Consider the following 23247-nt stretch of genomic DNA (forward strand, 5'->3'; position numbering starts at 1 on the left):
TATACGCTTTCTTGACGCGTCAGGAGTTGAGCTCGTCGATGGCGGTCTCGGCCGTGGGCCTGACATCCAGCAGCTTCGTCATCCCGGTGATCGTGAACACGTCCAGGCATCTGCCGTGGAGCCCCGAGACGACCAGCCGGCCGCCCAGCACCTTGATCGAGCGGTGGACGCTCACGAACAGCGAGAGCCCTGCGGAGTCGCAGAGGGTGACGTCCGCCATGTCGATGATCAGCAGGGGCGGGTCGGCGGCCTCGATGGCCCGCGCGATGCGATCGCGCACCATCGGCGTGCCGTTGAAGTCGAGCTCTCCTGACAGCCTCGCGATCAAGCATCTGCCCTGGAGACCCAAGCTCAGCGAGACCGTGTAGGGCTGGTCGAGCGGCACAATCGCTCCATCCGGTACGGCAAGGCGGTCAGCAGCCATCATTGCATGGTGCAAAACTCACCCTTGCCCCGCCTTACAGCAGATAACGCAACCACAAGTACGGCACCACCAGCGCCACCGTGACCAAAGTCACCACCAAGCCGTACTTGGTGAACTCCCAGAAACTGATCGGCGTGCGGTTACGCGCGGCGATGCCCAGCACGACCACGTTGGCCGCCGCGCCCACCGCGGTGGCGTTGCCGCCCAGGTCGGCGCCGAAGGCGAGGGACCACCACAGCACCTGTCCCGCGTCGTTGCCGCCGTTGGCCTGCACCAGCTCGGCGACGATCGGGCTCATGGTGGCCACGTAGGGGATGTTGTCCACGATCGCCGACAGCCCGGCCGAGGCCCACAGCAGTCCCATCGTGGTCAGTCCCAGCCGCCCCTCGGTGGCGCTGACGGCCATCTCCGACAGCTGCCCGATCACCCCGGTGTTCACCAGCGCGCCGACCATGACGAACAGCCCGGCGAAGAAGACGAGCGTCGGCCACTCGACCTCTTCGAGCGCGTCATGTGTGGTGATCTTGGTGGCCGCCACCAGCAAGCCCGCGCCCAGGAGCGCCACCACCGAGGGCTCGTAGTGCAGCACCGGATGCAGCACGAAACCGACCATCACGAGGGCGAGCACGGCGAGCGACTGCCACAGCAGCCGCGGGTCGCGGATCGCCTCCCGCTCGTTGAGCGTCATGATCTCCGCGGCGCGGTCGGGGTCGTAGACGAACGCCTTGCGGAACAGGATCCTGCACAGCCCGACGAACACCGCCATCAGCACGACGACCATCGGCGCCATGTGGACGAGGAAGTCGTTGAACGACAGCCCGCCCCTGCTGGCGATGATGATGTTGGGCGGGTCGCCGACCAGCGTCGCCGCGCCGCCGATGTTGGAGGCCATCGCCTCGGCGATGAGGTACGGCGCCACGGGAAGCGCCAGCCGTTCGCAGACCAGGAACGTCACAGGGGCGATGAGGAGCACCGTGGTGACGTTGTCCAGCATCGCGGAGGCGACGGCGGTGATGAGGACGAGCAGGACCATCAGCCGGAAGGGCCGCCCTCTCGCCCGCTTGGCCGCCCAGATCGCGAGGTACTCGAAGACGCCGGTCTGCTTGAGCACCCCGACGATGATCATCATGCCGAGCAGCAGGAAGATGACGTTCCAGTCGATGCCCGCGTGCTCGGAGAAGAACGCGTGCTCGGCGTCGGTGGCGTGGATGAACAGCATCAGCCCGGCCGCGCCCAGCGCCGCCGCCACCCGGTGGATCTTCTCGGTGGCGATGAGCGTGTAGGCGCACAGGAAGATCGCCACCGCCAGCCATGCGGTGGCCGTCACGCCTGGACCACCCGGTCGAGCAGTGCCTGGAGCGTGACGGCGCCGTGCAGCCTGCCGCCGGCCACGATGGCGACCAGCGGGCTGTGGGTGCGGGCCATCAGCGCCGCCAGCTCCAGCACAGTGGCGTCCAGGTCGGTGACCGGCAGCTCGCGCTGCCGTTTCGGCATCGCCTCGCGTACCGTCCGCCCGTCGATCGCGCGCAGGAACAGGTCGGCGTGCGCCTCGTCGACCACGCGGGCCAGCGCCGGGTCGTCCTGGCAGTAACCGGGTACGGCCAGGCGCAGCACCTGGGTGCCGGGAAGGATGGTGAACGGCAGGCCGTCGGCGTCGACGACGATCAGGCCCGGCAGGTCCTGGTCGGCCAGGAGTCTGGCCGCTTCGAGCACGGGGGTGTCGAGCCCCACGATCGGGAAGTCAGTCATCAGGTCACGGGCGCGCAAGGGTGAGCCTCCGGGAAAGGGGACAACAAGACCTATCGCCGACCAGACTTCCCGGCACACCTAGATAGAACCTATCAACATTGCCCGAATCCCAGGCCACGGCGGTGGCGCCCCGCCCGCGTGGCGGGGCGCCGCCGGGCGTCACCCGCGCGCGCCTGCCGCGGGTCTGGTGCCGATGACGACGGTGGCGTACCACTCGTCGGAGACGGCCACCCTGGGGACCAGCCCGCCGGCCGCGAACGCCTCGACGGCCCGCTCCGCCTGACGCTCGCTCGTCTCGACCAGCAGATGGCCGCCGGGCGCCAGCCACGCCGGCGCCTCCCGCACCACCCTGCGCAGGACGTCGAGCCCGTCGGCGCCGCCGTCGAGCGCCACCCGCGCCTCGTGGACGCGGGCCTCGGCCGGCAGCAGCTCCACCTCCTCGGTGGGGACGTAGGGCACGTTGGCGACCAGGACGTCCACGCGGCCGCGCAGCATGGCGGGCAGCGGCTCGAAGAGGTCGCCTTCGTACACCCCGGCGCCCGGCAGGTTGCGGCGGGCGCACGCCACCGCGGCCGGGTCGATGTCGGCGGCGTGCACCTCCAGCCGGTCGAGCGCGGCCGTCAGCGCGGCGCCCGCCGCGCCGCTGCCGCAGCACAGGTCGACGACGACGGCTCCGGCCCTGGCCAGGGCGATGGCCTCGCCCACGAGGAACTCGGTGCGACGGCGGGGCACGAAGACCCCGGGGTCCACGGCGACGCGCAGGCCGCGGAACTCCGCCCAGCCGAGGACATGCTCGAGGGGCAGGCCCTCGACGCGCCGCCGCACCATGGCGTCGAGGTCGGCGGGGGTGCGGGCGGTGGAGATGAGCAGCTGTGCCTCGTCCTCGGCGAAAACGCAGCCGGCGGCTCTGAGCCTGGTGACTATGGCCGTGCGAGGGGATGGTGACATGAGCGCCTTCCGGAATTGCCTGTGGGCGCTCCCGCGGTCACCCGCGCGGGGTGAGCCGTGTGGCTGTGGGGAGGGAGCACCCAGCCTGATCTGGCGAAATGGGTCTCACCTCCTCGGTCGGTCCGCTGCTGGAGATGGACACTACCGCACGCCCGATCGGACGGCGCACCGCCCCTCGCGCTCAGGCGCCCGCGCCGGCATCGACGGGTAAAAGCGTGGCGGCGAAACACCCTGGGCGCGCTACACCCACCCGGATCGAGGGGTAGGGGAGGTGCAGAGCCGAGAGAAGGGCAAGCCGATGAGCCGCACCGTCGCAGATGATCTTGTGGAAGTGCTGGTCCAAGCGGGTGTGACGCGCGTCTACGGGCTGGTGGGCGACAGCCTCAACGCCTTCAGCGACGCCGTACGGCGCAGCGGCACGCTGGAGTGGGTCCACGTGCACCACGAGGAGGCCGCCGCGTTCGCCGCCTCGGCCGACGCCCAGCTCACCGGGCGGCTGGCCGTGTGCGCGGGAAGCTGCGGACCGGGCAACACGCACCTTCTGCAGGGCGTCATGGACGCGCACCGCTCGGGCGCGCCGGTCCTGGCGCTCGCCTCGCACATCATCTCGACCCAGATCGGCACGAGCTTCTTCCAGGAGACCAAGCCCGAGGCGCTGTTCGCGCAGGCCAGCCACTACTGCGAGCTGGTCTCCCAGCCCGCCCAGCTGGCCCGTTCGGCCAGGCTGGCCATCCAGAACGCCGTCGGCAAGGGCGGCGCCGCCGTCCTGGTGCTGCCGGGCGACGTCCTGGGCGCGGACTCTCCAGGCAGGCCACCCGCCAGCGCGCTGGTCGCCGCCCGTCCCAAGCCGGTGCCCGACGAGGCGGCGGTCGCCGAGCTCGCAGAGCGGATCAACGCCGCCGGCAAGGTGGCGATCTTCGGCGGCATCGGCTGCGCGGAGTCCAGGCAGGAGGTGCTGCAGCTGGCCGCATGGCTGGAGGCGCCCGTCGGGCACAGCCTGCGCGGCAAGGACGTGCTGCAGTACGACAACCCCTACGACGTGGGCATGACCGGACTGCTCGGCTACGGCGCCTGCTACAAGGCGCTGCACGAGGCCGACCTGGTGCTGCTGCTCGGCACCGACTTCCCGTACACCGACTTCCTGCCGACCCGGGACAACGTGCAGATCGACATCGACCCGGCCAGGCTCGGCCGCAGGGCGCCCATCATCCAGGGCATCGCCGCCGACGTCGGCCACACGATCCGGGCGCTGCTGCCGCTGCTGCGCGAGAAGAAGGACCGGTCCTTCCTGGACGAGATGCTGCGCGAGCACGAGCACGCGATCAGCAACGGCCTGGCGGCCTACACCCGCGACGTCGACCACCTGGTGCCCATCCACCCGGAGTACGTCGCGGCCCTCGTCGACGAGCTGGCCGCCGAGGATGCGAGCTTCACCGCCGACACCGGCATGTGCTGCGCCTGGGCGGCCAGGTACCTCACGCCCAACGGGCGGCGCAGGCTGCTCGGCTCGTTCGTGCACGGCTCGATGGCCAACGCGCTGCCGATGGCGATCGGCGCGCAGATCGCCCAGCCCGGCAGGCAGGTGGTATCGCTGTCGGGCGACGGCGGCCTGGCGATGCTCATGGGTGAGCTGCTCACGGTGAAGACCCATCGCCTGCCGGTCAAGGTCGTCGTCTTCAACAACTCGAGCCTCGCCATGGTGCGGCTGGAGATGATGGTGGCGGGCGACCCGCCCTTCGAGACCGACCACGACATGGTCGACTACGCGGCCATCGCGGCCGGCGCCGGCTTCCACACCAGGAGGGTCACCGAGCCAGGCGACCTGCGCGAGGCGGTCGGGCAGGTGCTCGCCCACGACGGGCCCGCGCTGCTCGACGTCGTCACCACCGCCGACGCCCTCGAGGTGCCCTCGCACCTCACGCTGGAGGAGGCGCGCGGGTTCGCACTGTCGATGGGCAAGATCGTCCTCAAGGGAGGCGTCGGCGAGGCGTGGAAGCTGGCTCGCACGAATGTGCGCAACCTCTGACTACGGTGGGTACAGCACCTTCCGGTGGCTGCTCGAGCCGATGCTCGAGGCCACGGGGTTCGAGATCCTCGACGCGGCCTACGAGCGGCGGCTCCACGGCGCCTACACCTGCCGCAGGAAGTCGTGAGCGTGGTCGCTCGCCCACTGGGCGAAGGTGCGGGCGGGCCTGCCGATCGCGTCCTTCATGGTGGTCATCTCGACCGCGGCGTCGGGGGTCCACTCCTCTGTGCTCTCGGCGCCTGAGTAGTCCTCGTAGCCGAGCAGGAAGTCGGCGGTGGCCGCGGCGAACCCGCCCTGCGCCAAGTAGATCTCACGGGCCTGGGCGGGGGTGACCTGTTCGAAGCGGATCTCGCGCCCGATCGCCGCGGCGATGGCCGCCACCTGGTCACGGTGGGAGATCAGCTCGGGCCCGTTGAGGGTGTAGGCGCGGCCCGCGTGGCCGTCCTCGGTCAGCGCGGCCACCGCGACGTCGGCGATGTCGGCCTCGTGGACGGGATACCAGGCCTGGTCGGGGAAGGGGTCGCGGACCACGCCCTCGGCCCGGATCGACGGGCCCCACAGCTCCAGCTTGTTGCGCATGAACTCGCCGGGCCGCACGTGGGTCCACTCCACGCCGGACGCCTCGACCGCGCGCTCGACAGGAAGGTGGAAGGAGTCGTCCTCGCCGAAGGTGACCGCGCTCGACGACAGCACGACGATCCGCCGCACACCGGCCTGGACGGCCAGCCGTACGACCTCGTCAGCCGTCTCCGGCACGGGGAACAGGAACATCGCCTCGACCCCGGCCACCGGCAGGCCGGCGGGTTCGGTCAGGTCGCCCTGGACCTCGCCGGGCGCGGACGGCGTCGAGCGGGTCAGCGCGAGCACCTCGTGACCGGCCAGTCCCTGGCGCACGAGACTGCCGATGTTCCCTCTTGCGCCGGTGACCAGGATTTTCATGTGACCACTCCATTCTCGAAGGTGCGGATCACCGCGGCGGTGACGCCGTGGCGTGGCAGCTCCCCCTTCTCCGCGGCCTCCCATCCCGTGTAGGTGAGCGCCCAGATCACGTGCTGGATCCACTCGGGGGTCAGCGACGGGTCGAAGACGCCCTCGGCCTGGCCCCGCTCGATCAGGCTGATCGTGGTGGGCACCGTCATGTCGGGCTCGAAGGCGGCGGTGTACTCCTCGAGCAGGCGGGAGTCGCCGAACAGGAACGCCAGCCGGTCGCCGACGTCGATCATGGCCGAGATGAGACGGCGCATGGCCTCCAGCGCGGGGCCCTGGTCGATCACGGCCTCGCGGACGGACTCCTCGACCGCCTGGAACGCGTCGACGATCGCCGCCTCCATGAGCTCCTTCCTGTCGGGGAAGTAGCGGTGCAGCGTGCTGCGCCCCACCTGCGCGGCCTCGGCGATGTCGGCCAGCGTCGCCTTGCGGTCGCGGGCCAGTGTGGAGGCGGCGGCGGCCAGGATGGCGCGGCGCGTGCGGTTGCGGGTGCCGGACTCTGAAGCGGAACTGCTCACTCCCAGAGTGTAACACCATGGCTTGCTTTTGGGACATCTATGTCCCATTCTAGAGCAATGAACTCCTATTCACTCGTCGCCGAAGGGCTGCGCAAGCGCTTCGGCGAGACCCACGCGCTCGACGGATTCGATCTGGCCGTGCGGGAGGGAACGGTCTGCGGGCTGCTCGGCCCCAACGGAGCGGGCAAGACCACCGCGGTGCGGATCTTCTCCACGCTGCTGCGGGCCGACGGCGGGAGCGCCACGGTCGCGGGGCTGGACGTGGCCACCAGGGCGGCCGAGGTCCGCCGTCGCATCGGGCTGGCCACACAGGAACCCGCGGTGGACGAGGTCCTCACCGGCAGGGAGAACCTGGAGATGTGGGGCAGGCTCTACCACCTGGGCGCCAAGCAGGCCAGATCGAGGGCGCAGGAGCTGCTGGAGCAGTTCGGGCTGGCCGAGGCAGCGGGCAAGCGGATCAAGCACTACTCCGGCGGGATGCGCCGCCGGCTCGACCTGGCCGCCACCTTCATCCAGGCGCCGAGCGTGCTGTTCCTCGACGAGCCGACGACCGGTCTCGACCCCCGCAACCGCAACGAGGTCTGGCAGGCCATCCGCACGCTCGTCACGGGCGGCAGCACGGTATTGCTGACCACCCAGTACCTGGACGAGGCAGACCAGCTCGCCGATCAGATCGCGGTGCTGCGCCAGGGCAAGGTGATCGCCGAGGGCACTCCCGACCAGCTCAAGTCCACGATCGGCGGCGACCGCCTCGACCTGGTGCTGCATGACGCCCGCGACCTGCCCGAGGCCGGCGACATCCTCGCCGTCCACGGGCGCCCGGTGACCGACCCCGACGCACGCAGGCTGACGGTTCCCGTGGCCGACCGGATGAGCGCGCTCAGCCAGGTGCTGCGCGCCATGGAGGCCAAGGGGATCGAGGTCGAGGACGTCTCGATCCGCCGTCCCACTCTCGACGAGGTGTTCCTGAAGGTGACCGCATGACCTACGTGCTCACAGACAGCTGGACGATCGCCAGGACCAACCTGCTGCACTGGCGGCGCAATCCCGCGGCCATCCTGTCCGGACTGCTGTACCCGGTGGTGATGGTGCTGCTGTTCGGCTACGTCTTCGGCAGCGCGATGGCCGTGGCGGGAACCGACAACTACCGCGACTACCTGATGCCCGGCATGTTCGGCCAGACCATGGCCGTCGGCATCACCTCCACGCTCATCGTCGTCACCACCCAGGCCTCGTACGGCGTCACCGACCGCTACCGCTCCATGCCGGTCTCCCAGGCGGGCGTGGTGCTCGGCAGGGCGTTCTCCGACATGATCAACTCGGTGCTCGAGCTGACCATCCTCATCGCGTGCGGCCTGGCGGTCGGCTGGAGCTGGCACAATGGCCCGCTCAACGCGCTGGGCGCGATCGGCCTGCTGCTGCTTCTGCGCTTCTCGCTGATCTGGGTGGGCATCTTCGCCGGGCTCAAGCTCACCCCCGAGGCGGCGGGCGCCTCGTGGATGCTGCTGCTGCCGCTGACCATGGTCGCCAACACGTTCGTCTCGCCCGCCCAGATGCCGGGCTGGATGGCGGTGCTGGCCGAGTGGAACCCGCTGTCGGCCACCGTCGCCGCCTGCCGTCAGCTGTTCGGGAACAGGGGCTGGGCGGGCGATTCGTGGGCCGCGGAGCACGCGCTGCTGCTGGCCGTCGCCTGGCCCGTGGTGATCACCCTGGTGTTCCTGCCGCTGTCGGCGCGCGCCTACCGGCGGCTGAGCCGCTGACCGGGGGCCGTGCCGTACCTGGATGAGCAGGTACGGCACGGCCCGCCGATCAGACGGTCTCCTCCTCCTGGCGCTGGCGGCGGGTGAAGGCCCAGTTGACCAGCCACAGCAGGACGCCGATGCCGAGCAGCACGCCCGCGATGACGTAGACGTTGCCTGGCCGCCCGGTCAACGGGCTGGCGAGCACCAGCGCCATGACCGCGCCGATGGCGGGCAGCGCCGTGGGCGCCCGGTAGTGCGCGTGCTCGACCTCTTCCCTGCGCAGGACGAGCACCGCGATGTTCACCACGGCGAAGACGCACAGCAGCAGGAAGGCGGTGGTCTCACCGAGTCCCGCGATCTCGCTGCTGGAGATCAGCCCGATCGCCAACGCGGTGGTGAACAGGATGCCGACCACCGGCGTACGGCGGCGCGGGTCGACCATGCCGAGCGCGCGCGGCACGACGCGCTCGTTGGCCAGGCCGTACACCAGGCGGGAGGCCATCATCATGTTGATCAGCGCCGAGTTGGCCACCGCGAACATCGCGATCGCCGCGAACAGCTGAGGGGGGAAGGCCAGGCCGCCGGCCTTGACCACCTCGAGCAGCGGACCGTCGGACTCCTGCAGGACGCGGTAGTCGACCAGCAACGAGGAAGTGATCGCCACCAGGATGTAGACCGTGCTGGTGATCGCCACACCCATGAAGATGGCCCGGGGGAAGTTGCGCGAGGGGTCCTTGGTCTCCTCGGCCATGTTGACCGAGTCCTCGAAGCCGACGAAGGCGAAGAAGGCCAGCGCCGTGCTGCCCAGCAGGGCCAGCAGCAGCCCGCCCGACTCGTCGGCCCTGATCTCGAGCAGGCGCGACGGTTCTCCCGCCCCCGTCGCGACCGCGTAGATCCCGATGAGGATGATCACCAGGAGGCCGGTCAGCTCGATCAGGGTGAAGACGATGTTGGTCTTGACCGACTCCGAGACGCCCCTGTAGTTCAGCGCGGCCACGGCGACGATGAAGATGATGCCGACCACGACCGTGGGGAGGGTGACGAACTCCTGCAGGTACCTGCCGCCGATGGCGCGGGCGGCGGCGCTGGCCGAGGTGAGGCCCGAGCACATGACCGCGAAGGCGACCATGAACGTGAGGAACGGCTTCCTGAAGGCGAGCTGGGTGTAGAGGGCGGCCCCCGCCGCCCTCGGGTACTTGGTGACCAGCTCGACGTACGACATCGCGGTGAGCGCGGCGATCACGAAGCCGACGAGGAAGGGAATCCACAGCGCCCCGCCGACCCTGCCCGCGACCGACCCGGTGAGGGCGTACACGCCCGTGCCGAGAATGTCGCCGACGATGAACAAGATCAGTAGCTTTGGTCCGATGGCGCGCTTCAGCGACACCTGTGTGGGGGGTGTTGTCATGCTTGATCACGTGCCCATCTTGGGCGTCTTTGACACCCTCTGTCAGACGGGCATGGCGAGCCACTCGGCGATCCCGCGCAGCAGCTCCGCCTTGAGCTCCTCGGGGGCGAACGACGCGGCGACCGAGGCGGCGGCCAGCTCGGCCAGCATCTCGTCGCCACTCCCGGCGTTGGCGTACTCGCTCAGCAGCGAGGTCTCGCCGTCGGTGTTGAGGGTGACGAGCAGGCCCTCCTCGCGCAGCCGGGGCAGTGGGTGCTCGGCGTAGGACGGCACCAGGCCGAGCAGCACGTTGGAGAACGGGCACACCTCCAGCGGCACCTGCCGCTCGCGCAGCTCGGCGACCAGGTCGGGGTCCTCCAGCACGCGGATGCCGTGGCCGATGCGCTCGGCGTGGCCGACGTCGAGCGCCTCACGGACGCTGGCGGGCCCCGCGGTCTCGCCCGCGTGGTGCACCATGCGCAGGCCCTCGTCCCTGGCGATCTTCAGGACGTCGGCGAAGGGCGCCAGCGGGTGGCTCTCGTCTCCGGCGAGACCGACCGCGATCACCTCGTCGTGCGCGGCGGCGAGCTTCACCGTGCGCAGCAGGCGGTCGGCGGGGCGGCGGCGGGAGTGGTCGAGGATGAGCCTGCACCGGATGCCGTGCTCGGCCTCCCCCTCTGCCAGCCCTTCGAGCACCGCCAGCAACGGCATCTCCAGGTCGCCGAGGCGCTCGCCATGGGCGGCCGCGGTGAAGGTGACCTCGGCGTAACGGGTGCCATGGGCGGCCTCGTCGGCGCAGAACTCGCGGGCGATCCTGCGGAAGTGCTCGGGGGTGCGCAACGCGCCGCGCACCTGGGCGTTGTGGTCGGCGAACTGCCGGAAACCGGTGAAGACCTCTGGCCGCCGCGAATGGACCCCCAGCTCCCGCAAGGTGGCAGGGCGGACCGTGCTCTCCAGGTGAACGTGCAGGTGGGCCTTGGGCAGCAGCGCGATGTCTCTCACTGGCGTGATCCTACGGACACCTTCCTTCCCTGTTCATCCGGTTTTCGCTAGTTGAGATAGTCGCGCAGCGCCTCGGCCCTGGAGGGGTGGCGCAGCTTGGACATCGTCTTGGCCTCGATCTGCCTGATGCGCTCCCTGGTCACGCCGTAGACCTTGCCGATCTCGTCGAGCGTCATCGGCTTGCCGTCGACCAGGCCGTACCGCATGGAGATGACGCCCGCCTCCCTGTCGGAGAGGCTGTCGAGGATCTGGCGCAGCTGGTGACGCATCAGCGTGAAGGAGACCTCCTCGGCGGGCGAGGGCGCCTCGGAGTCCTCGATGAGGTCGCCGAGCTCGCTGTCGCCCTCGGTGCCCAGCGGCGTGTGCAGCGAGATCGGCTCGCGGGAGTAGCGCTGCACCTCCACGACCCTGCTGGCGGGCAGCTCCACCTCGACCGCGATCTCCTCGGGCGTGGGCTCACGCCCGAGGTCCGTGACCAGCCGCCGCTGCGCCGAGGCGACCTTGTTGATCAGCTCGACCATGTGGACGGGGATCCGGATGGTCCTCGACTGGTCGGCCATGGCCCTGGAGATCGCCTGCTTGATCCACCAGGTGGCGTAGGTGGAGAACTTGAAGCCGAGGGTGTAGTCGAACTTCTCGATGGTGCGGATCAGCCCCAGGTTGCCCTCCTGGATGAGGTCGAGGAAGAGCATGCCGCGCCCGGTGTAGCGCTTGGCGATGGAGACCACGAGGCGCAGGTTGGCCTCCAGCATGCGCTGCTTGGCCAGCTCGCCGTCCCGCGCGATCCACTCCAGATCCGCGCGGAGCTCGGCGGGCAGGTCGTGCTCGGTGTCGAGCCGCTCGCGGGCGAACAGCCCCGCCTCGATCCGCTTGGCCAGCTCGATCTCCTGCTCGGCGGTGAGCAGCGGGACCTTGCCGATCTGCTTGAGGTAGTCCTTGACCGTGTCACGGGTGGCGACGCGGACGTCATCGAGATCCAATGTGGCCGTCATTCGATCCTTTCCAAACTTGGGACGGACATAACTTTAGGGTCGATCGCCCATGGCGTCAACCTAAAATGATGTCGAACCTAAAATTTTGTGAGAGGGTGGGGCCCATGAGCATCGATACCGTGGGGTTGCGGGAACAGAAGAAGCGAGAGACCAGGCAGGCCATCTCTGACCACGCTACCCGCCTGTTCGTGGAGCGAGGCTTCGAGCGGACCACGATTTCCGACATCGCCACCGCGGCGAGGGTCGCCAAGATGACCGTCACCAACTACTTCCCCCGCAAGGAGGACATGGCCCTCGATCACCACGAGGAGTTCGTGGCCTCGCTGGCGGAGACGGTGAGAGGGCGCGAGCGCGGCGAGTCCGCGCTGGCCGCGCTGCGGCGGGCCTTCATGTCGGCGGTGCGGCGGCGCGACCCCGTGATCGGGTTCGCGCCACTGCCATTCGCCCGCATGATCGCCGACAGTCCCACGCTGGTGGCGCGCCTGCGCGACCTGCACGAGCAGCGGGAGGACGCGCTGGCCGCCGAGCTGGGCGGCGACCTGACGGCCAAGGTGGCCGCCGCCCAGCTGGCGGGCGTGCACAGGGTGCTGTTCGCGGAGCTGATGCGGCGCACGCTGGCCGGCGAGGACGCCGACACCATCGCCGCCGCCCTGGAGGAGGCCGCCCGGCAGGCCTTCGACCTGCTGGAGCCCGCGCTCGGCGGCTACGCCATCGAGGCCGCGTCCACTAGTGCGGTGACCACTTAGGTTCACCGGATCTTCTGGGACGCGCCGTGCGGCTTGCGCGGGTTTTGCCGGGTTGTCCTCCACTGTCGTATCGATACGAACGATGACGAGCAGAGGAGAAGCGCATGGCGGAGCCTGTGCGGGCTCGGCGGCTGTCCGATCATGAAGGTCAGACCCTGCAACGGCTGGTCCGGCGAGGCAAGCACGACTCGATCCGGGTCCGCAGGGCGCTGATCGTCATGGCGTCGTCCAGCGGTACAACGGTGGCGGCGATCGCGCGGTTGGTCGCAGCCGATGAGGACACCGTGCGCGATGTCATCCACGCCTTCAACGAACGGGGCCTGGCCGCGCTGGACCCTAACTGGGCGGGAGGCCGTCCCCGCCGCATCACCTCGGGCGATGAGGACTTCATCGTCGCGACGGCCACCACCCGGCCCGAGAAACTGGGTCGGCCCTTCACCCGCTGGAGCATCCGCAAGCTCGCCGATTACCTGGCCGACAACCCGACCCGCGTCGTGATCGTCGGCCGCGAGCGGCTGCGGCAGTACTTACGCGAACACAAGATCTCCTTCCAGCGCACCCGGACCTGGAAGGAGTCGGCCGACCCCGACCGGGAGGCCAAGCTGGACCGGATCGAGGAGGTCACCACCCGCTTCCCGACCCGGTGTTTTGCCTTCGACCAGTTCGGGCCGCTGTCGATCCGGCCGCAGCCCGGCTCCAGCTGGGCCGAGCAGAGCAAACCAGAACGCCGGCCGGCCACCTACACCCGCACCCACGGAGTGCGCTACTTCCACGGCTGCTACAGCCTGGGCGACGATCAGCTGTGGGGCGTGGTGCGTGAGCGCAAGGGCGGCGCCAACACGCTGGCCGCCCTGAAGACGATCCGCCAAGCCGCCCGGACGGCGCACCGATCTACCTCATCTGCGACAACCTGTCGGCCAACAAGACACCGGCCATCCGCGCCTGGGCTGCGGCGAACAAGGTCGAGATTTGTCTGACGCCGACCAGCGCCTCGTGGGCCAACCCGATAGAAGCCCAGTTCGGGCCGTTGCGCACCTTCGTGATGAGCAACTCCAACCATCCCAACCACGTCGTGCAGACCCGCAAACTCCAGACCTACCTACGCTGGCGCAACGCCAACGCCCGCCACCCCGACGTCCTAGCCGCTCAACGCCGCGAACGCGCCCGGGTCCGCAGCGAAAAGCAGCGGCGCTGGGGCCGCCCCGCCACGCGAGCCGCATGATCACCCAAGCCGGTGAACGATCGTGGTCACCGCACTAGGGAAAGCCCCAAGGGGTGGCGGGCGGCTAGGGTAGGCCCCACGGGGCGGCGGAGCCCACCTCGGGCACCATGCGCGGCCGCGGGTCGGGCCTGGTGCCGCGCCTGGCGACGATCACGCTTTCGCCCCTGCGCAGCGGGAGCGTGATGGTGCCCGTGTCCGTGCCCGTGCCCGCGTACGGCGCCGGCCTGCCGCGCTCGTCACGAACGTCGATCTCGCCCTCGATCCCGTGCTGGAGCGCCAGCGGCTCGCCCTTCTCGCTGCGCACCCTGACCCACTCGGTGCGTCCCTCGCGCCTGGAGGCGTCGACCAGGAAGGCGCCCTGCGTGCGCAGGCGCTCGACCGAGGCCTCCGGCCAGGTGGCCGACACCGACGGGAAGACCTTCACCACCCCGCCGTGGCTCTGGACCAGCATGTCGAGCAGCGACTGGGCGGCGGCCAGCGGGCTCTCGATCGCCTTGTTGCTGCCCTCGCGGTACATCGTGTTCGGCGTCATCGCGCAGTTGTCGGCGACGTTGCCGTCCACGAAGAACTTCAGGTGCGCCAGCGCCTGCTCGGGGTTGCCGAACAGCGTCTCCATCGAGGCGGCGGCCGCGAAGCTGTAGCCGTGCCACTTCTCGCGCATGCTCGCCCAGTGCTCGAAGCTCACCCTGTCGAGCGACTCCTGCAGCGGATACAGCCACAGCAGGTGGGAGTAGTGCCGGTGCGACTCGGCCAGCGGCACCCCCGCGCCGATCATGACTCCCTGCTCGTTCCTGTGGTACGGCACCAGCTGTTCCAGGATCTCCTTCCACCTGGGCGCGAGCGGGTCGTCGATCCTGAGCCGCGCGGCCGACTCCAGCAGCGTCCGGCAGCCCCACCTGATCAGCGACAGGTCGTAGGTGGCGTCGGAGGCGTTGGCGTACTCGGGCGAGCGCGTCTCGGGCAGGTGCAGCTTCCCGTCGGCGCCCGCGGTCAGGAAGCGCGCGTAGTAGTTGATCGCCTTGGTGAGGATCGGGTACAGCACCTCGCGCAGCACGCCGTCGTCCATGCTGTGCCGGTAGGCCAGCCAGACGTTGTGCATGCCCCAGGTGAGGTTGCCGGTGTGGTCGTTGGGGCTGACACCGGGCACGCCGACGTAGCGGGGCCCCGGCCTGAGCATCCGGTCGCCGGGATGGCACAGCGCGTAGGTCTTCCCGTCGCGGTACTCGGGCCTGATGTTCGTCTCGAGGTTGTGGTGGTACTTCCTGAACGTCGCGGTGACCGCGTCCAGCTCCTGGTGGTTGGAGCCGTTGATCATCGGATAGGCGACCTGGACGTTGAGGTTCCACCAGATGTTGGTCCAGCTGTTGCCCACCTCGGGGAACCACGGCCCCCACTCGGTGACGACCGGCGCGTCCGCCCTGGTGGCCGAGGCCATCTTGTACAGCTGGATCCAGTAGAAGCGCTGCAGCCGCCGATCGGGGACCGACACCAGGCTGCGCCGGTAGAAGCGCTGCCACCAGCGCCGATGGGCGGCCACGAGCCGGTCGGGACGGCCGTCGAGCGCGCGATTCACCGTGCCGACGGCCGCCGCCAGCCCGGTGGAGTCGGGGTAGCCGTAGGCGATCGTGGCCGCCAGCATCCGCCTGGTGCCCGAGCGGACCTCGCGCCATGCCGTGGTGTAGCCGCCTCCCGCGTGCAGGGTCTGCTCGACGTAGCCGGGCGCGATGGCCGGGTCGGGGTTGGCGGTGTAGTCGGGAGGACGGCGGATCGTGCGGGTGGTGGCGGAGGGCAGCGGCGTGAACCCCCACGCGACCGCCTCCTCCCCCGCGGTCGGCTCCAGTGACACCAGCAGCACGTCGCGGTCGTTGAGGATCAGCGCCGACAGCCGCACCGCGCCCGCGGTGGTGGTGACCGTACCGGTCAGCTCGGCGGTGGCCAGGTCGAGCCGCCAGTCGACGGCGGTGACGGTGCCGGCGAAGGTGAGGGTGAGGTAGCCGATCGGCAGCCGCGAGTAGCCGATGGCCGCCTCCCACTGCCCGCGCTGGTCCTGCACGAGCGAGTGATTGAGCATGATCCGCAGGACGTTGCCCTCGCCGCCCTTGTTGTAGACGTGCGCGGCCAGGCGGCCGTTGCCCAGGAAGGGCGCGTTCTGCCAGCCGCTGGGCAGCCGCTTCCACACCATCGCCGCGTCGGCGAGCAGGTCGTCGTGGACGTCCTTTCCCGCGGGCACGGCCCGCGCCCACGCCGCGGGCGAGGAGGCGGTCACCAGGGCGGCGCCGGCGGCGCCACCGGCCACGAAGGTCCGTCGGGTGAGGGTCATCGGGCGCTTCCTTCCACGGACAGGGCGAAGACGTGCAGCTGTGGTCGGGTGAGGGTGGGCAGGGTGAGCGAGCGCAGCTCCTTGGCGGGGGCGAGCGCCACCTGGACCTCGAACAGGCCGACGCGCAGCGTGTGCGCGCCGCTTCGGCCGTGCCGGTGCGTGCAGCGCAGCACCTCGGTGACCCCCGCGCCGGGCTGGCCGCCCCAGTCGGGCATGGTGAAGGGCACCTGCGCCGTGGAGCCGTCGGCATAAGTGGCCGTCAGCGAGGCCGTCACGGCGCCGGAGTTGGCGGCGCCGACCATCCTGACCTTGGCGTACCTGCCGGCGGGGACGGTGATCGTCTGCCCTCTGCCCGTGACGTTGTTGCGGACGCCGTCGCCGTAGGCGGGGAAGAGAAAGGTGAGCCCCTCGTGGGTGAAGGGCCCGGGCTGCGGCAGCTCCTCGGCGGGGTAGGTGTAGCCGGAGCCGTCGAAGTCGCCGTCGTTCATGTTCTCGTGGGCGGAGACGCCGTCGTTGTCGAGGTGGGCCGACAGGTCGACCGGCGTGGTCGGCCCCGGCGGCGGGATGGGCGGCAGGCCCCAGGCCGCGCCCGGCTGGCCGATCGGCACGGGGGCGATGACGAGCTCGGGGCGCTCGCCGGTGTGCACGAGCACCTGCCTGCCCTTGCCGAGGGCGATCTCCACGACGCCGTCGCCCAGGTCCTTGACCTCGGCGGGGCTGCCGTCGTCGAGCACGGCGGTGAGCGGGCCCGCCAGCCCGTGCCGCAGCCGGAGCGGTTCGCCCGCCAGGCTCTTGACCCTGACGAAGCGGGTCGTGCCCGCCTGCCGTACGGCAGAGACGAGGAAGGCGCCCTGGGTGAGGAAGTCGTGCAGGGTGACGTCCCGCCAGGCGGTGGGCACCGCGGGGAAGACCCGCACGATGCCGCCCCAGCTCTGGCAGAGCAGGTCATGGATGGACTGGGCGGCCGACAGCGGCGTCTCTATGACGGGTCCGCCCTCGGCGTAGTGGGTGTTGGCCCGGCAGGGGAAGCGGCCGGCGGGGTCGAAGAAGCCCTTCAGGTAGGCCAGGGCGGTGTCGCCCCTGCCCATCATCGCGTAGAAGGAGGCGGCGCCGGTGAAGCTGTAGCCGCGGTGCGCGCCGGTCAGCGACTGCCAGTGGGCGACCGACTTCTCGATCAGCGCCCTGTTCTCCTTCTGGTCCCAGTTGACCAGGTAGAGCGGGTAGATCTGGAGCAGGTGGGAGTAGTGGCGGTGCGACTGGGCGTAGGGAGTGTTCGCGCCGATCATGTACCCGGTGGCGTCGACGGGGTAGTCGGCCAGCTTGGCGAGGACCTCCTGCCACCTGGCCGTCAACGGGTCGACGATCTCGAGCCGGGCGGCCGACTCCAGCAGCGTCCGGCAGCCCCACCTGATCAGCGCCAGGTCGTAGGTGGTGTCCTGGGGCGGGATGACGGGGTACTCGGGCGACAGCGTCCTGGGCAGGTGCAGCCTGCCGTCCGCGCCGGGCTTGAGAAAGTGCAGGTAGTAGTTGATCGCGCGGCGCAGCAGCGGGAAGAGCGTGTCGCGCAGGAGCGCGTCGTCCATCGTGTGCCGGTAGGTCAGCCACACGTTGTGCAGCGCCCAGGTCAGGTCGCCCACCTCCGCGCCGGAGCCGGGGGTACCGACCCCGCGGGTGGCGAACATGTCCGAGCTGCGCCCGACGCCCGCCGAGTCGTGCCGGTAGGCGGCGGGCACGTTGTCGATCAGCTGCCGGCGGTTCTGGTCGAGCGTCGTGGTGAGCGAGTCGAGCTCCAGGTGGTTGGAGCCGTAGATGGGCCAGTACTCCAGCTGCACGTTGAGGTTCCACCACACCGCCGGCCACGGCGTCGGCTCCAGCCACGGTCCGGTGGTCGCCATCACGGGACCGCCCGCGCGGCTGGCGGCGGCGAGCTTGTAGAGCTGGATCCAGTAGAAGCTCTGCAGCCGCTGGTCGGGGAGGGAGACGAAGCTCTTTCCGTAGAAGTCGTGCCACCAGCGGCGGTGCCTGGTCTTGAGCGTCCCGTACGGCGCCGCCCCGCGGATCCTGGCCAGCGCCGCGGCTCCGGCGTCGGCCGAGGGGAAGCTGTGCGCGACGGTGAGGAGCAGGTGGTCGCCCCTGACCCGGTAGGCGGTCGCCGTCTGCCCGCCGCCGGCCAGCGCCTGGAGCACCTGCTCCACGCCGTCGGTCGTGGTGGTGCTCCAGCCGGGGTTGGGCACGTACCCGGCGGGCGGCGCCTCGCTGGCAGCCCTCGGGCTGAGCGCGGTGGCCGGGTGGAAGACCCAGCGGGCCTGCTCCTCGCCCGTGGCCTCGACCTTGGCCACCAGCAGCTCGTCGTGGACGAAGGCGACGAATCTCAGCGTGCCCGCGGTGGTGGTGACGGTGCCGGTGAGCTCGGCGTTCCACAGGCCGAGCCGCCAGTCGAGGTCGGTGATGGCGCCGACGGGGTCGAGCGTGAGGTGGCCGACGGGCAGGCGGCAGGTGCCCCAGCCGCTGCCGAACTCGGGACGGTGGTCCTGGACGCGGCCGTGCTGCACGGTGAAGCGGATCTTGTTGGCGTTCGGCTCCTGGTAGACCATGCTGCCGAGCAGGCCGTCGCCCAGGAAGGGGCCTTCGTGCCAGGCCTTGGGCATCCGGCCCCAGAGGAGATCCTGTTCCTTCAGGAAGCCGGGCAGTTCGGTGCGGTTCTCCAGCCGCCAGGCCCGCGCGGCGTCGGCCGCCTGGCCTGGGACGCCCGTCTCGGGTTCGGGTGCGCCGGCGGAGCGGCCGGCCGCTGCGGGGCCGCCGGGAAGCAGGGCGAGGGCGAGGCCGCCGAAGGCCGAGCCGAGAGCGGCCCTGCGAGACAAGTCGGGGGTGATGGCGGGGGCAACCCCTTCCAGGGGTAAACCTCCGAGGAATCCACGGCGTGAGGGCATGACCTGAAAGATCCAGGCGGGCAAAGGGGTTGTCAAGACCCGTCTCACACCTTCTAAGGTCGGATCTGTGAACCGATCTCGATGGCGGCGCCCTTCTGCCCGGCGAACTCCAGCAACCGCTCAGCCTCCGCCATGACCTCGTCGGGCAGCGGGCCGAAGGGCTGGATCCGCAGGCCCGCCTTGGTCAGCCACCACATGCCGGCCACGAACCCGTCGACCAGGATCACCGGGTTGGTCACCGAGCCCACGCACACCTGCCTGCGGTGCTCGTCGGCCATCAGCCTGGTGCGGTCGTCGTAGGCGAGCACGAGGTTGTCGAAGGACGGCAGCAGCCGCACGGGCGCGGGCGTGTCGCCGTCCACCAGCTCGGCGTCGGGGAGGTCGTACAGGACCCGCCCGTCCTCGTCGGTGTACCTGCGCAGCGGCATGCGCTCGACGACCTCGCGCAGCCTGGTCAGGCCGGACCACATCTGCACGTCCTTCACGCCGGCCGGGCCGAATCCGGCCAGGTACCGCTCGACCAGCCGCTCGGGCGCCGGCTCGGCCTCCAGCGGCCTGCCGATCCACTCCTCGGCCAGCGTGAACGGCGTGGCCCCGCCCCTGCCCCAGATGCCGTTGGGCGGGATGTGCACCACCGGCAGCAGCGCCTGGGCCAACCAGCCGAGCGCCATCGAGTCCGCCGTCGGCCAGCGCTCGGCCAGCAGGCCGCGCAGCTGAGGGCGGGTCAGCGTGCGGCCGGTCAGGTGCCGCCTGGCCAGCGTCGCCAGTTCGTCCCTGTCCACGCCCTTGGTCACGGCGGCGAAGGCGCTCTGGCTCGACCTGCTGAACCTGGCCTGCAGGAGGGGGCGCACCCACACGTAGTCTTCCGCGGCGGTCAGGTGCTGGGTGGCGCGCAGCAGGGAGCCGCGCACGACCTGCCCGCCGTACAGGAGGTCGGACAGGTCGTCGAGGGCGAAGCCCGACAGCCGCGACCACAGGCCGAGGTAGGGCGCGTTGACTTCCTGCCCCTGCACCGCGACCAGCCGGCTGATCGCCTCGAGCGGCGACAGGTCCGAGCGGCGCAGCAGGAGCTGCCGGTGGAGTGCGGTGCGGTTGAGTGTTCTGCGCGTCAGCTGCATGCCGCCCACGCTACGAGCTATCGCGGAAGGTTTCGTTCCTCAATTCGTCGAGCGCTTCGCGAAGCTGACCGGTGATCTCCCACGCGTCGGGGACCATGGCGCGGTCGGTGACGACCCCGACGTCCAGCGAGCCGTCGTAGGAGAAGCAGGTGATGTTGACCCCGCCGCTGACATCGGTGATCACCGAGACCGGGTAGTGCGTCAGCAGCCTGGCCCCGCACACGTAGAGCGGGAACTGCGGGCCCGGCACGTTGGAGATGGCCACGTTGATCGGCGGCGCGGTCTGCCCCACCAGGCCGAACGCCGAGCGGGAGGCCAGCCCCATCAGGGCGGCCGGCATCGACTCGCTGAACTCCCTCAGCCAGCGCGCCGGGGCCAGTGAGAACCTGTCCTTGATCCGTTGCATCGAGGCGCGCACCTCCTCCAGGCGCAGGACGGGGTCCTCGACGTGGACGGCGAGCGGCGCCGTCATGATCGCGACCTGGTTGCCCTTCGCCGCCTCTCCCGCCTCGCGCACGGAGAACGGCACGCCCGCCACCAGCGGCCGGTCGGGCACCCCGCCGTGCGCGGCCAGCCACCGGCGCAGCGCCCCCGCGCACACGGCCATGACCACGTCGTTGACCGTCACGCCGAACTCTTTCCTGACCTCCTTGATCTCCTCCAGCGGCAGCGACACGAACGCGAAACGCCGGTGCGCGGAGATCGGCCCGCTGAACGGCGTGCGCGGCGCGGGCAGCGCGGGCAGCCCGGGCGCGTCGCCCGCACCCGCGACCTTGCGGGCCAGCCCCGAGACCAGCTCCACTCCCGGCACCTTCGATACCACCGGGATCTCGTCCAGGTGCGGCATCGCCCTGGCCGCGAACCGCACCGCCTGGGCGGGGTTGGCGGCCAGCCTGGTCAACGCCCTGCCCACCATCGCCGTCCGGCTCGGCGCGGGCTCGTCCGGCTCGGGCTCGTCCTCCGGCGGCGGCGCGGGAGTCGGCGACAGGTCGAGCAGCGCGGCCAGCACGTCCGCGCCGCCGATGCCGTCGACCGCCGCGTGATGGATCTTGGTGTAGAGGCCCATGCGGCCGTCCGTCAGGCCGTGGATCAGGTAGATCTCCCACAGCGGCCGGCCCCTGTCGAGCCTGCGCGCGTGCAGCCGCGAGACCTGCTCGGCCAGCTGCCGGTCGTCGCCCGGCGGCGGCAGCCCGATCTCCCTCACGTGGTAGTCGAGATCGAGGTCGTCCTCGCGCACCCAGTAGGGATGGTCGAGGCCGAGCGGCACCGGGGCCAGCTTGCGCCGCAGCGCGGCCACGTGCGGCAGGCGCTGCTCCAGCAGCGCCTGGAGGTCCGACCTGTTGAGGTCGCCGTCGAGGATGGCCAGCCCCGCGATGTTGGCCACGTTGGTCGCTGTCTCGAAGTTGAGGAACTGGGCGTCAAGAGCGGTCAGCTGCGCCATACCAGGAAATTTACTCGGCTTCGGGTTTGCTGCAGAGGGCATGAGTAGCACAGCTGCCAGACTGCTGGTCCGGGCGCTGGAGGCGGAGGGCGTGAAGTACGTCTTCGGCATCCCGGGTGAGGAAAACATCCACTTCGTCGACGCGTTGAACGACTCCTCCATCCGCTACGTCCTCGTCCGCCACGAGCAGGGCGCCGCGTTCATGGCCGAGATGTACGGCAGGCTGACCGGCAAGGCGGGCGTGGCCTCCGCGACGCTCGGCCCCGGCGCGATCAACCTGCAGCTCGGCGTCGCTGACGCCACCACCAACAGCACCCCCGTCGTGGCCATCTCCGCGCAGGTGGGCCTCGACCGCATCTACAAGGAGTCGCACCAGATCGTCGACCTGGTGTCGCTGTTCAGGCCCATCACCAAGTGGTCGGAGCTGGTGCCGACCGCGGCGGCGGTGCCCGAGATGCTGCGCAAGGCCTTCAAGATCGCGCAGACCGAGCGGCCCGGCGCGGTGTACCTGGCGATCCCCGAGGACGTCGAGAAGGCGCCGGTCCCCGACGACGCGCGCCCGCTGCCGGTGAACGTCGTGCGGCCGGTCGACCCCTCCGCCGCGCAGATCGCCCGCGCCGCCGACCTGCTGGCCACCGCCAGGCGGCCGATCGTCCTGGCCGGTCACGGCGCGGCCAGGGCAGGCGCCCGCGACGCGCTGGTGCGCTTCTCCGAGCACCTCGGCATACCCGTCGCCACCACCTTCAACGGCAAGGGCGTCTTCCCCGACGACCACCGGCACGCGCTCGGCGCGTTCGGCTTCATGCGCCACGACCACGTGAACTTCGCCTTCGACGAGGCGGACGTGCTCATCAGCGTGGGCTACGAGCTGCAGGAGTTCGACCCCGTCAAGATCAACCCCGACCGGTCGAAGAAGATCGTGCACATCCACCAGTTCCCCGCCGAGGTGGACGACCACTACCCGGTGGCGGTCGGCATCCAGGGCGACCTGTCCAGGTCGCTGCACGCGCTCGGCGAGGCCGTCCACCGGCGCTTCACGCCCAGCCCGACCGTGGAGAAGGTGCGCAGGCTGGTCAGGGAGGAGTTCGCCCAGGGCCAGGACGAGGACGGCTTCCCGCTGACCCCGCGCAGGGTCGTGGCCGACATCAGGCAGGCGATGGGGCGCGACGACATCGTGCTGGCCGACACGGGCGCGGTGAAGATGTGGATGGCGCGCATGTACCCCACCTACGAGCCCAACACCATGCTGGTCTCCAACGGGCTGTCGTCCATGGGGTTCGCGGTGCCAGGGGCCATCGCCGCCAAGCTCGCCTTCCCCTCCCGCAGGGTGCTGGCCGCCACGGGCGACGGGGCGTTCCTGATGAACTCGCAGGAGCTGGAGACCGCGGTGCGCGAGCGCATCCCGATCACGGTGCTGATCTGGGAGGACGGCGCCTACGGGCTCATCGACTGGAAGATGGGCCTCGAGCTCGGGCGCAGCTCCAGCATCGCCTTCGGCAACCCCGACTTCGTCAAGTACGCCGAGAGCTTCGGGGCCAGGGGCTACCGGGTGCGCTCGGCCGCGCAGCTGCTGCCGACGCTGCGGGAGGCGCTCGCCCACGAGGGCGTGTCGGTGATCACCGTGCCGGTCGACTACTCCGCCAACCTGGCCCTGACGGAGACGCTCTCCCACGCTCCTGAGTCCTAGGATCGGCG

The 23247-nt window shown here is 70.4% G+C and carries 18 protein-coding genes and 2 pseudogenes; 7 read left to right on the forward strand and 13 right to left on the reverse strand.

The genetic code is table 11. The features are described 5' to 3' along the window. Positions 1-19: 19 nt before the first annotated feature. From H4W81_RS15075 to H4W81_RS15090, 4 genes are all read right to left on the reverse strand, one after another. A complete protein-coding gene (locus H4W81_RS15075) occupies positions 20-385 on the reverse strand; it encodes an STAS domain-containing protein (RefSeq protein ID WP_192775382.1) in 366 nt (121 codons plus the stop codon). Positions 386-458: 73 nt separating this feature from the next. Beyond that, on the reverse strand, positions 459-1751 hold the full coding sequence (locus tag H4W81_RS15080; RefSeq protein WP_192775383.1) for an ArsB/NhaD family transporter: 1293 nt from the start codon (positions 1749-1751) through the stop codon (positions 459-461). After that, a complete protein-coding gene (locus H4W81_RS15085; RefSeq protein ID WP_225958631.1) occupies positions 1748-2173 on the reverse strand; it encodes a CBS domain-containing protein in 426 nt (141 codons plus the stop codon). The genes H4W81_RS15080 and H4W81_RS15085 overlap by 4 nt, the downstream gene beginning before the upstream one ends. Positions 2174-2332: 159 nt before the next feature. After that, positions 2333-3121: a putative protein N(5)-glutamine methyltransferase gene (locus H4W81_RS15090; protein WP_192775385.1), complete on the reverse strand. Its 789-nt coding sequence runs from the start codon at positions 3119-3121 to the stop codon at positions 2333-2335. 298 nt (positions 3122-3419) lie between these two features. On the opposite strand from H4W81_RS15090, the gene H4W81_RS15095 reads away from it, so the two are divergent. Then, positions 3420-5147 carry a thiamine pyrophosphate-dependent enzyme gene (locus tag H4W81_RS15095; protein ID WP_192775386.1) on the forward strand — a complete coding sequence of 576 codons (1728 nt, stop codon included), beginning with the start codon at positions 3420-3422 and terminating at the stop codon, positions 5145-5147. Further along, positions 5131-5274, forward strand: a complete 144-nt coding sequence (locus tag H4W81_RS15100; RefSeq protein WP_192775387.1) for a hypothetical protein — start codon at positions 5131-5133, stop codon at positions 5272-5274. The genes H4W81_RS15095 and H4W81_RS15100 overlap by 17 nt, the downstream gene beginning before the upstream one ends. Here the strand turns inward: H4W81_RS15100 and H4W81_RS15105 are convergent. Then, positions 5250-6086: an NAD(P)H-binding protein gene (locus tag H4W81_RS15105; protein WP_192775388.1), complete on the reverse strand. Its 837-nt coding sequence runs from the start codon at positions 6084-6086 to the stop codon at positions 5250-5252. The two genes, H4W81_RS15100 and H4W81_RS15105, sit on opposite strands and share 25 nt — an antisense overlap. Further along, the gene (locus tag H4W81_RS15110; protein ID WP_318781751.1) at positions 6083-6652 is read right to left on the reverse strand and encodes a TetR/AcrR family transcriptional regulator; all 570 of its coding nucleotides are present in this window, start codon (positions 6650-6652) and stop codon (positions 6083-6085) included. The genes H4W81_RS15105 and H4W81_RS15110 overlap by 4 nt, the downstream gene beginning before the upstream one ends. 57 nt (positions 6653-6709) lie before the next feature. Between H4W81_RS15110 and H4W81_RS15115 the strand changes: the two genes are divergently transcribed. Further along, positions 6710-7636, forward strand: coding sequence for an ATP-binding cassette domain-containing protein (locus H4W81_RS15115; protein ID WP_225958632.1), 927 nt, complete (start codon positions 6710-6712; stop codon positions 7634-7636). Next, positions 7633-8412 (forward strand): ABC transporter permease, encoded by a 780-nt coding sequence (locus H4W81_RS15120; RefSeq protein ID WP_192775391.1) that lies wholly within the window; start codon positions 7633-7635, stop codon positions 8410-8412. The genes H4W81_RS15115 and H4W81_RS15120 overlap by 4 nt, the downstream gene beginning before the upstream one ends. Positions 8413-8461: 49 nt before the next feature. Here H4W81_RS15120 and H4W81_RS15125 read toward each other — a convergent pair whose 3' ends face one another. The 3 genes and pseudogenes from H4W81_RS15125 to H4W81_RS15135 all read right to left on the reverse strand — a co-directional run. Then, positions 8462-9802: an APC family permease gene (locus H4W81_RS15125; RefSeq protein WP_192775392.1), complete on the reverse strand. Its 1341-nt coding sequence runs from the start codon at positions 9800-9802 to the stop codon at positions 8462-8464. A 42-nt stretch (positions 9803-9844) separates the two neighbouring features. Next, positions 9845-10783, reverse strand: a complete 939-nt coding sequence (add, locus tag H4W81_RS15130; protein ID WP_192775393.1) for an adenosine deaminase — start codon at positions 10781-10783, stop codon at positions 9845-9847. A gap of 47 nt (positions 10784-10830) precedes the next feature. Then, positions 10831-11739: pseudogene (locus H4W81_RS15135) on the reverse strand (RNA polymerase sigma factor); the annotation flags it as partial. Between the two features lie 140 nt (positions 11740-11879). On the opposite strand from H4W81_RS15135, the gene H4W81_RS15140 reads away from it, so the two are divergent. Together H4W81_RS15140 and H4W81_RS49320 are read left to right on the forward strand one after the other, a co-directional pair. Further along, positions 11880-12521, forward strand: coding sequence for a TetR/AcrR family transcriptional regulator (locus H4W81_RS15140; RefSeq protein ID WP_192775395.1), 642 nt, complete (start codon positions 11880-11882; stop codon positions 12519-12521). 104 nt (positions 12522-12625) lie between these two features. After that, a pseudogene (locus tag H4W81_RS49320) lies at positions 12626-13743 on the forward strand (IS630 family transposase). 64 nt (positions 13744-13807) lie between these two features. Here H4W81_RS49320 and H4W81_RS15150 read toward each other — a convergent pair. The 4 genes from H4W81_RS15150 to H4W81_RS15165 form a co-directional block, all read right to left on the reverse strand. After that, positions 13808-16063, reverse strand: coding sequence for a glycosyl hydrolase family 95 catalytic domain-containing protein (locus H4W81_RS15150; protein WP_192775396.1), 2256 nt, complete (start codon positions 16061-16063; stop codon positions 13808-13810). Further along, the gene (locus H4W81_RS15155) at positions 16060-18924 is read right to left on the reverse strand and encodes a glycosyl hydrolase family 95 catalytic domain-containing protein (RefSeq protein WP_225958634.1); all 2865 of its coding nucleotides are present in this window, start codon (positions 18922-18924) and stop codon (positions 16060-16062) included. The genes H4W81_RS15150 and H4W81_RS15155 overlap by 4 nt, the downstream gene beginning before the upstream one ends. A gap of 122 nt (positions 18925-19046) precedes the next feature. Then, on the reverse strand, positions 19047-20111 hold the full coding sequence (locus tag H4W81_RS15160; RefSeq protein WP_192775397.1) for a winged helix DNA-binding domain-containing protein: 1065 nt from the start codon (positions 20109-20111) through the stop codon (positions 19047-19049). Between the two features lie 10 nt (positions 20112-20121). After that, on the reverse strand, positions 20122-21552 hold the full coding sequence (locus H4W81_RS15165) for a WS/DGAT/MGAT family O-acyltransferase (protein WP_192775398.1): 1431 nt from the start codon (positions 21550-21552) through the stop codon (positions 20122-20124). 40 nt (positions 21553-21592) lie between these two features. On the opposite strand from H4W81_RS15165, the gene H4W81_RS15170 reads away from it, so the two are divergent. Beyond that, complete coding sequence (locus H4W81_RS15170; protein ID WP_192775399.1) at positions 21593-23239, forward strand: acetolactate synthase large subunit; 1647 nt, start codon at positions 21593-21595, stop codon at positions 23237-23239. Positions 23240-23247: the final 8 nt, after the last annotated feature.

This window comes from Nonomuraea africana, assembly GCF_014873535.1.
Classification (GTDB): domain Bacteria; phylum Actinomycetota; class Actinomycetes; order Streptosporangiales; family Streptosporangiaceae; genus Nonomuraea; species Nonomuraea africana.

Excerpts from the sequence above, each read along its gene's own strand:
- H4W81_RS15170 (WP_192775399.1), top strand. The coding sequence starts at position 21,593 with ATGAGTAGCACAGCTGCCAGACTGCTGGTCCGGGCGCTGGAGGCGGAG.
- H4W81_RS15115 (WP_225958632.1), top strand. The coding sequence starts at position 6,710 with ATGAACTCCTATTCACTCGTCGCCGAAGGGCTGCGCAAGCGCTTCGGC.
- H4W81_RS15090 (WP_192775385.1), bottom strand. The coding sequence starts at position 3,121 with ATGTCACCATCCCCTCGCACGGCCATAGTCACCAGGCTCAGAGCCGCC.
- H4W81_RS15125 (WP_192775392.1), bottom strand. The coding sequence starts at position 9,802 with ATGACAACACCCCCCACACAGGTGTCGCTGAAGCGCGCCATCGGACCA.
- H4W81_RS15120 (WP_192775391.1), top strand. The coding sequence starts at position 7,633 with ATGACCTACGTGCTCACAGACAGCTGGACGATCGCCAGGACCAACCTG.
- H4W81_RS15095 (WP_192775386.1), top strand. The coding sequence starts at position 3,420 with ATGAGCCGCACCGTCGCAGATGATCTTGTGGAAGTGCTGGTCCAAGCG.
- H4W81_RS15160 (WP_192775397.1), bottom strand. The coding sequence starts at position 20,111 with ATGCAGCTGACGCGCAGAACACTCAACCGCACCGCACTCCACCGGCAG.
- H4W81_RS15100 (WP_192775387.1), top strand. The coding sequence starts at position 5,131 with ATGTGCGCAACCTCTGACTACGGTGGGTACAGCACCTTCCGGTGGCTG.
- H4W81_RS15150 (WP_192775396.1), bottom strand. The coding sequence starts at position 16,063 with ATGACCCTCACCCGACGGACCTTCGTGGCCGGTGGCGCCGCCGGCGCC.
- H4W81_RS15085 (WP_225958631.1), bottom strand. The coding sequence starts at position 2,173 with ATGACTGACTTCCCGATCGTGGGGCTCGACACCCCCGTGCTCGAAGCG.
- H4W81_RS15165 (WP_192775398.1), bottom strand. The coding sequence starts at position 21,552 with ATGGCGCAGCTGACCGCTCTTGACGCCCAGTTCCTCAACTTCGAGACA.
- H4W81_RS15105 (WP_192775388.1), bottom strand. The coding sequence starts at position 6,086 with ATGAAAATCCTGGTCACCGGCGCAAGAGGGAACATCGGCAGTCTCGTG.
- H4W81_RS15140 (WP_192775395.1), top strand. The coding sequence starts at position 11,880 with ATGAGCATCGATACCGTGGGGTTGCGGGAACAGAAGAAGCGAGAGACC.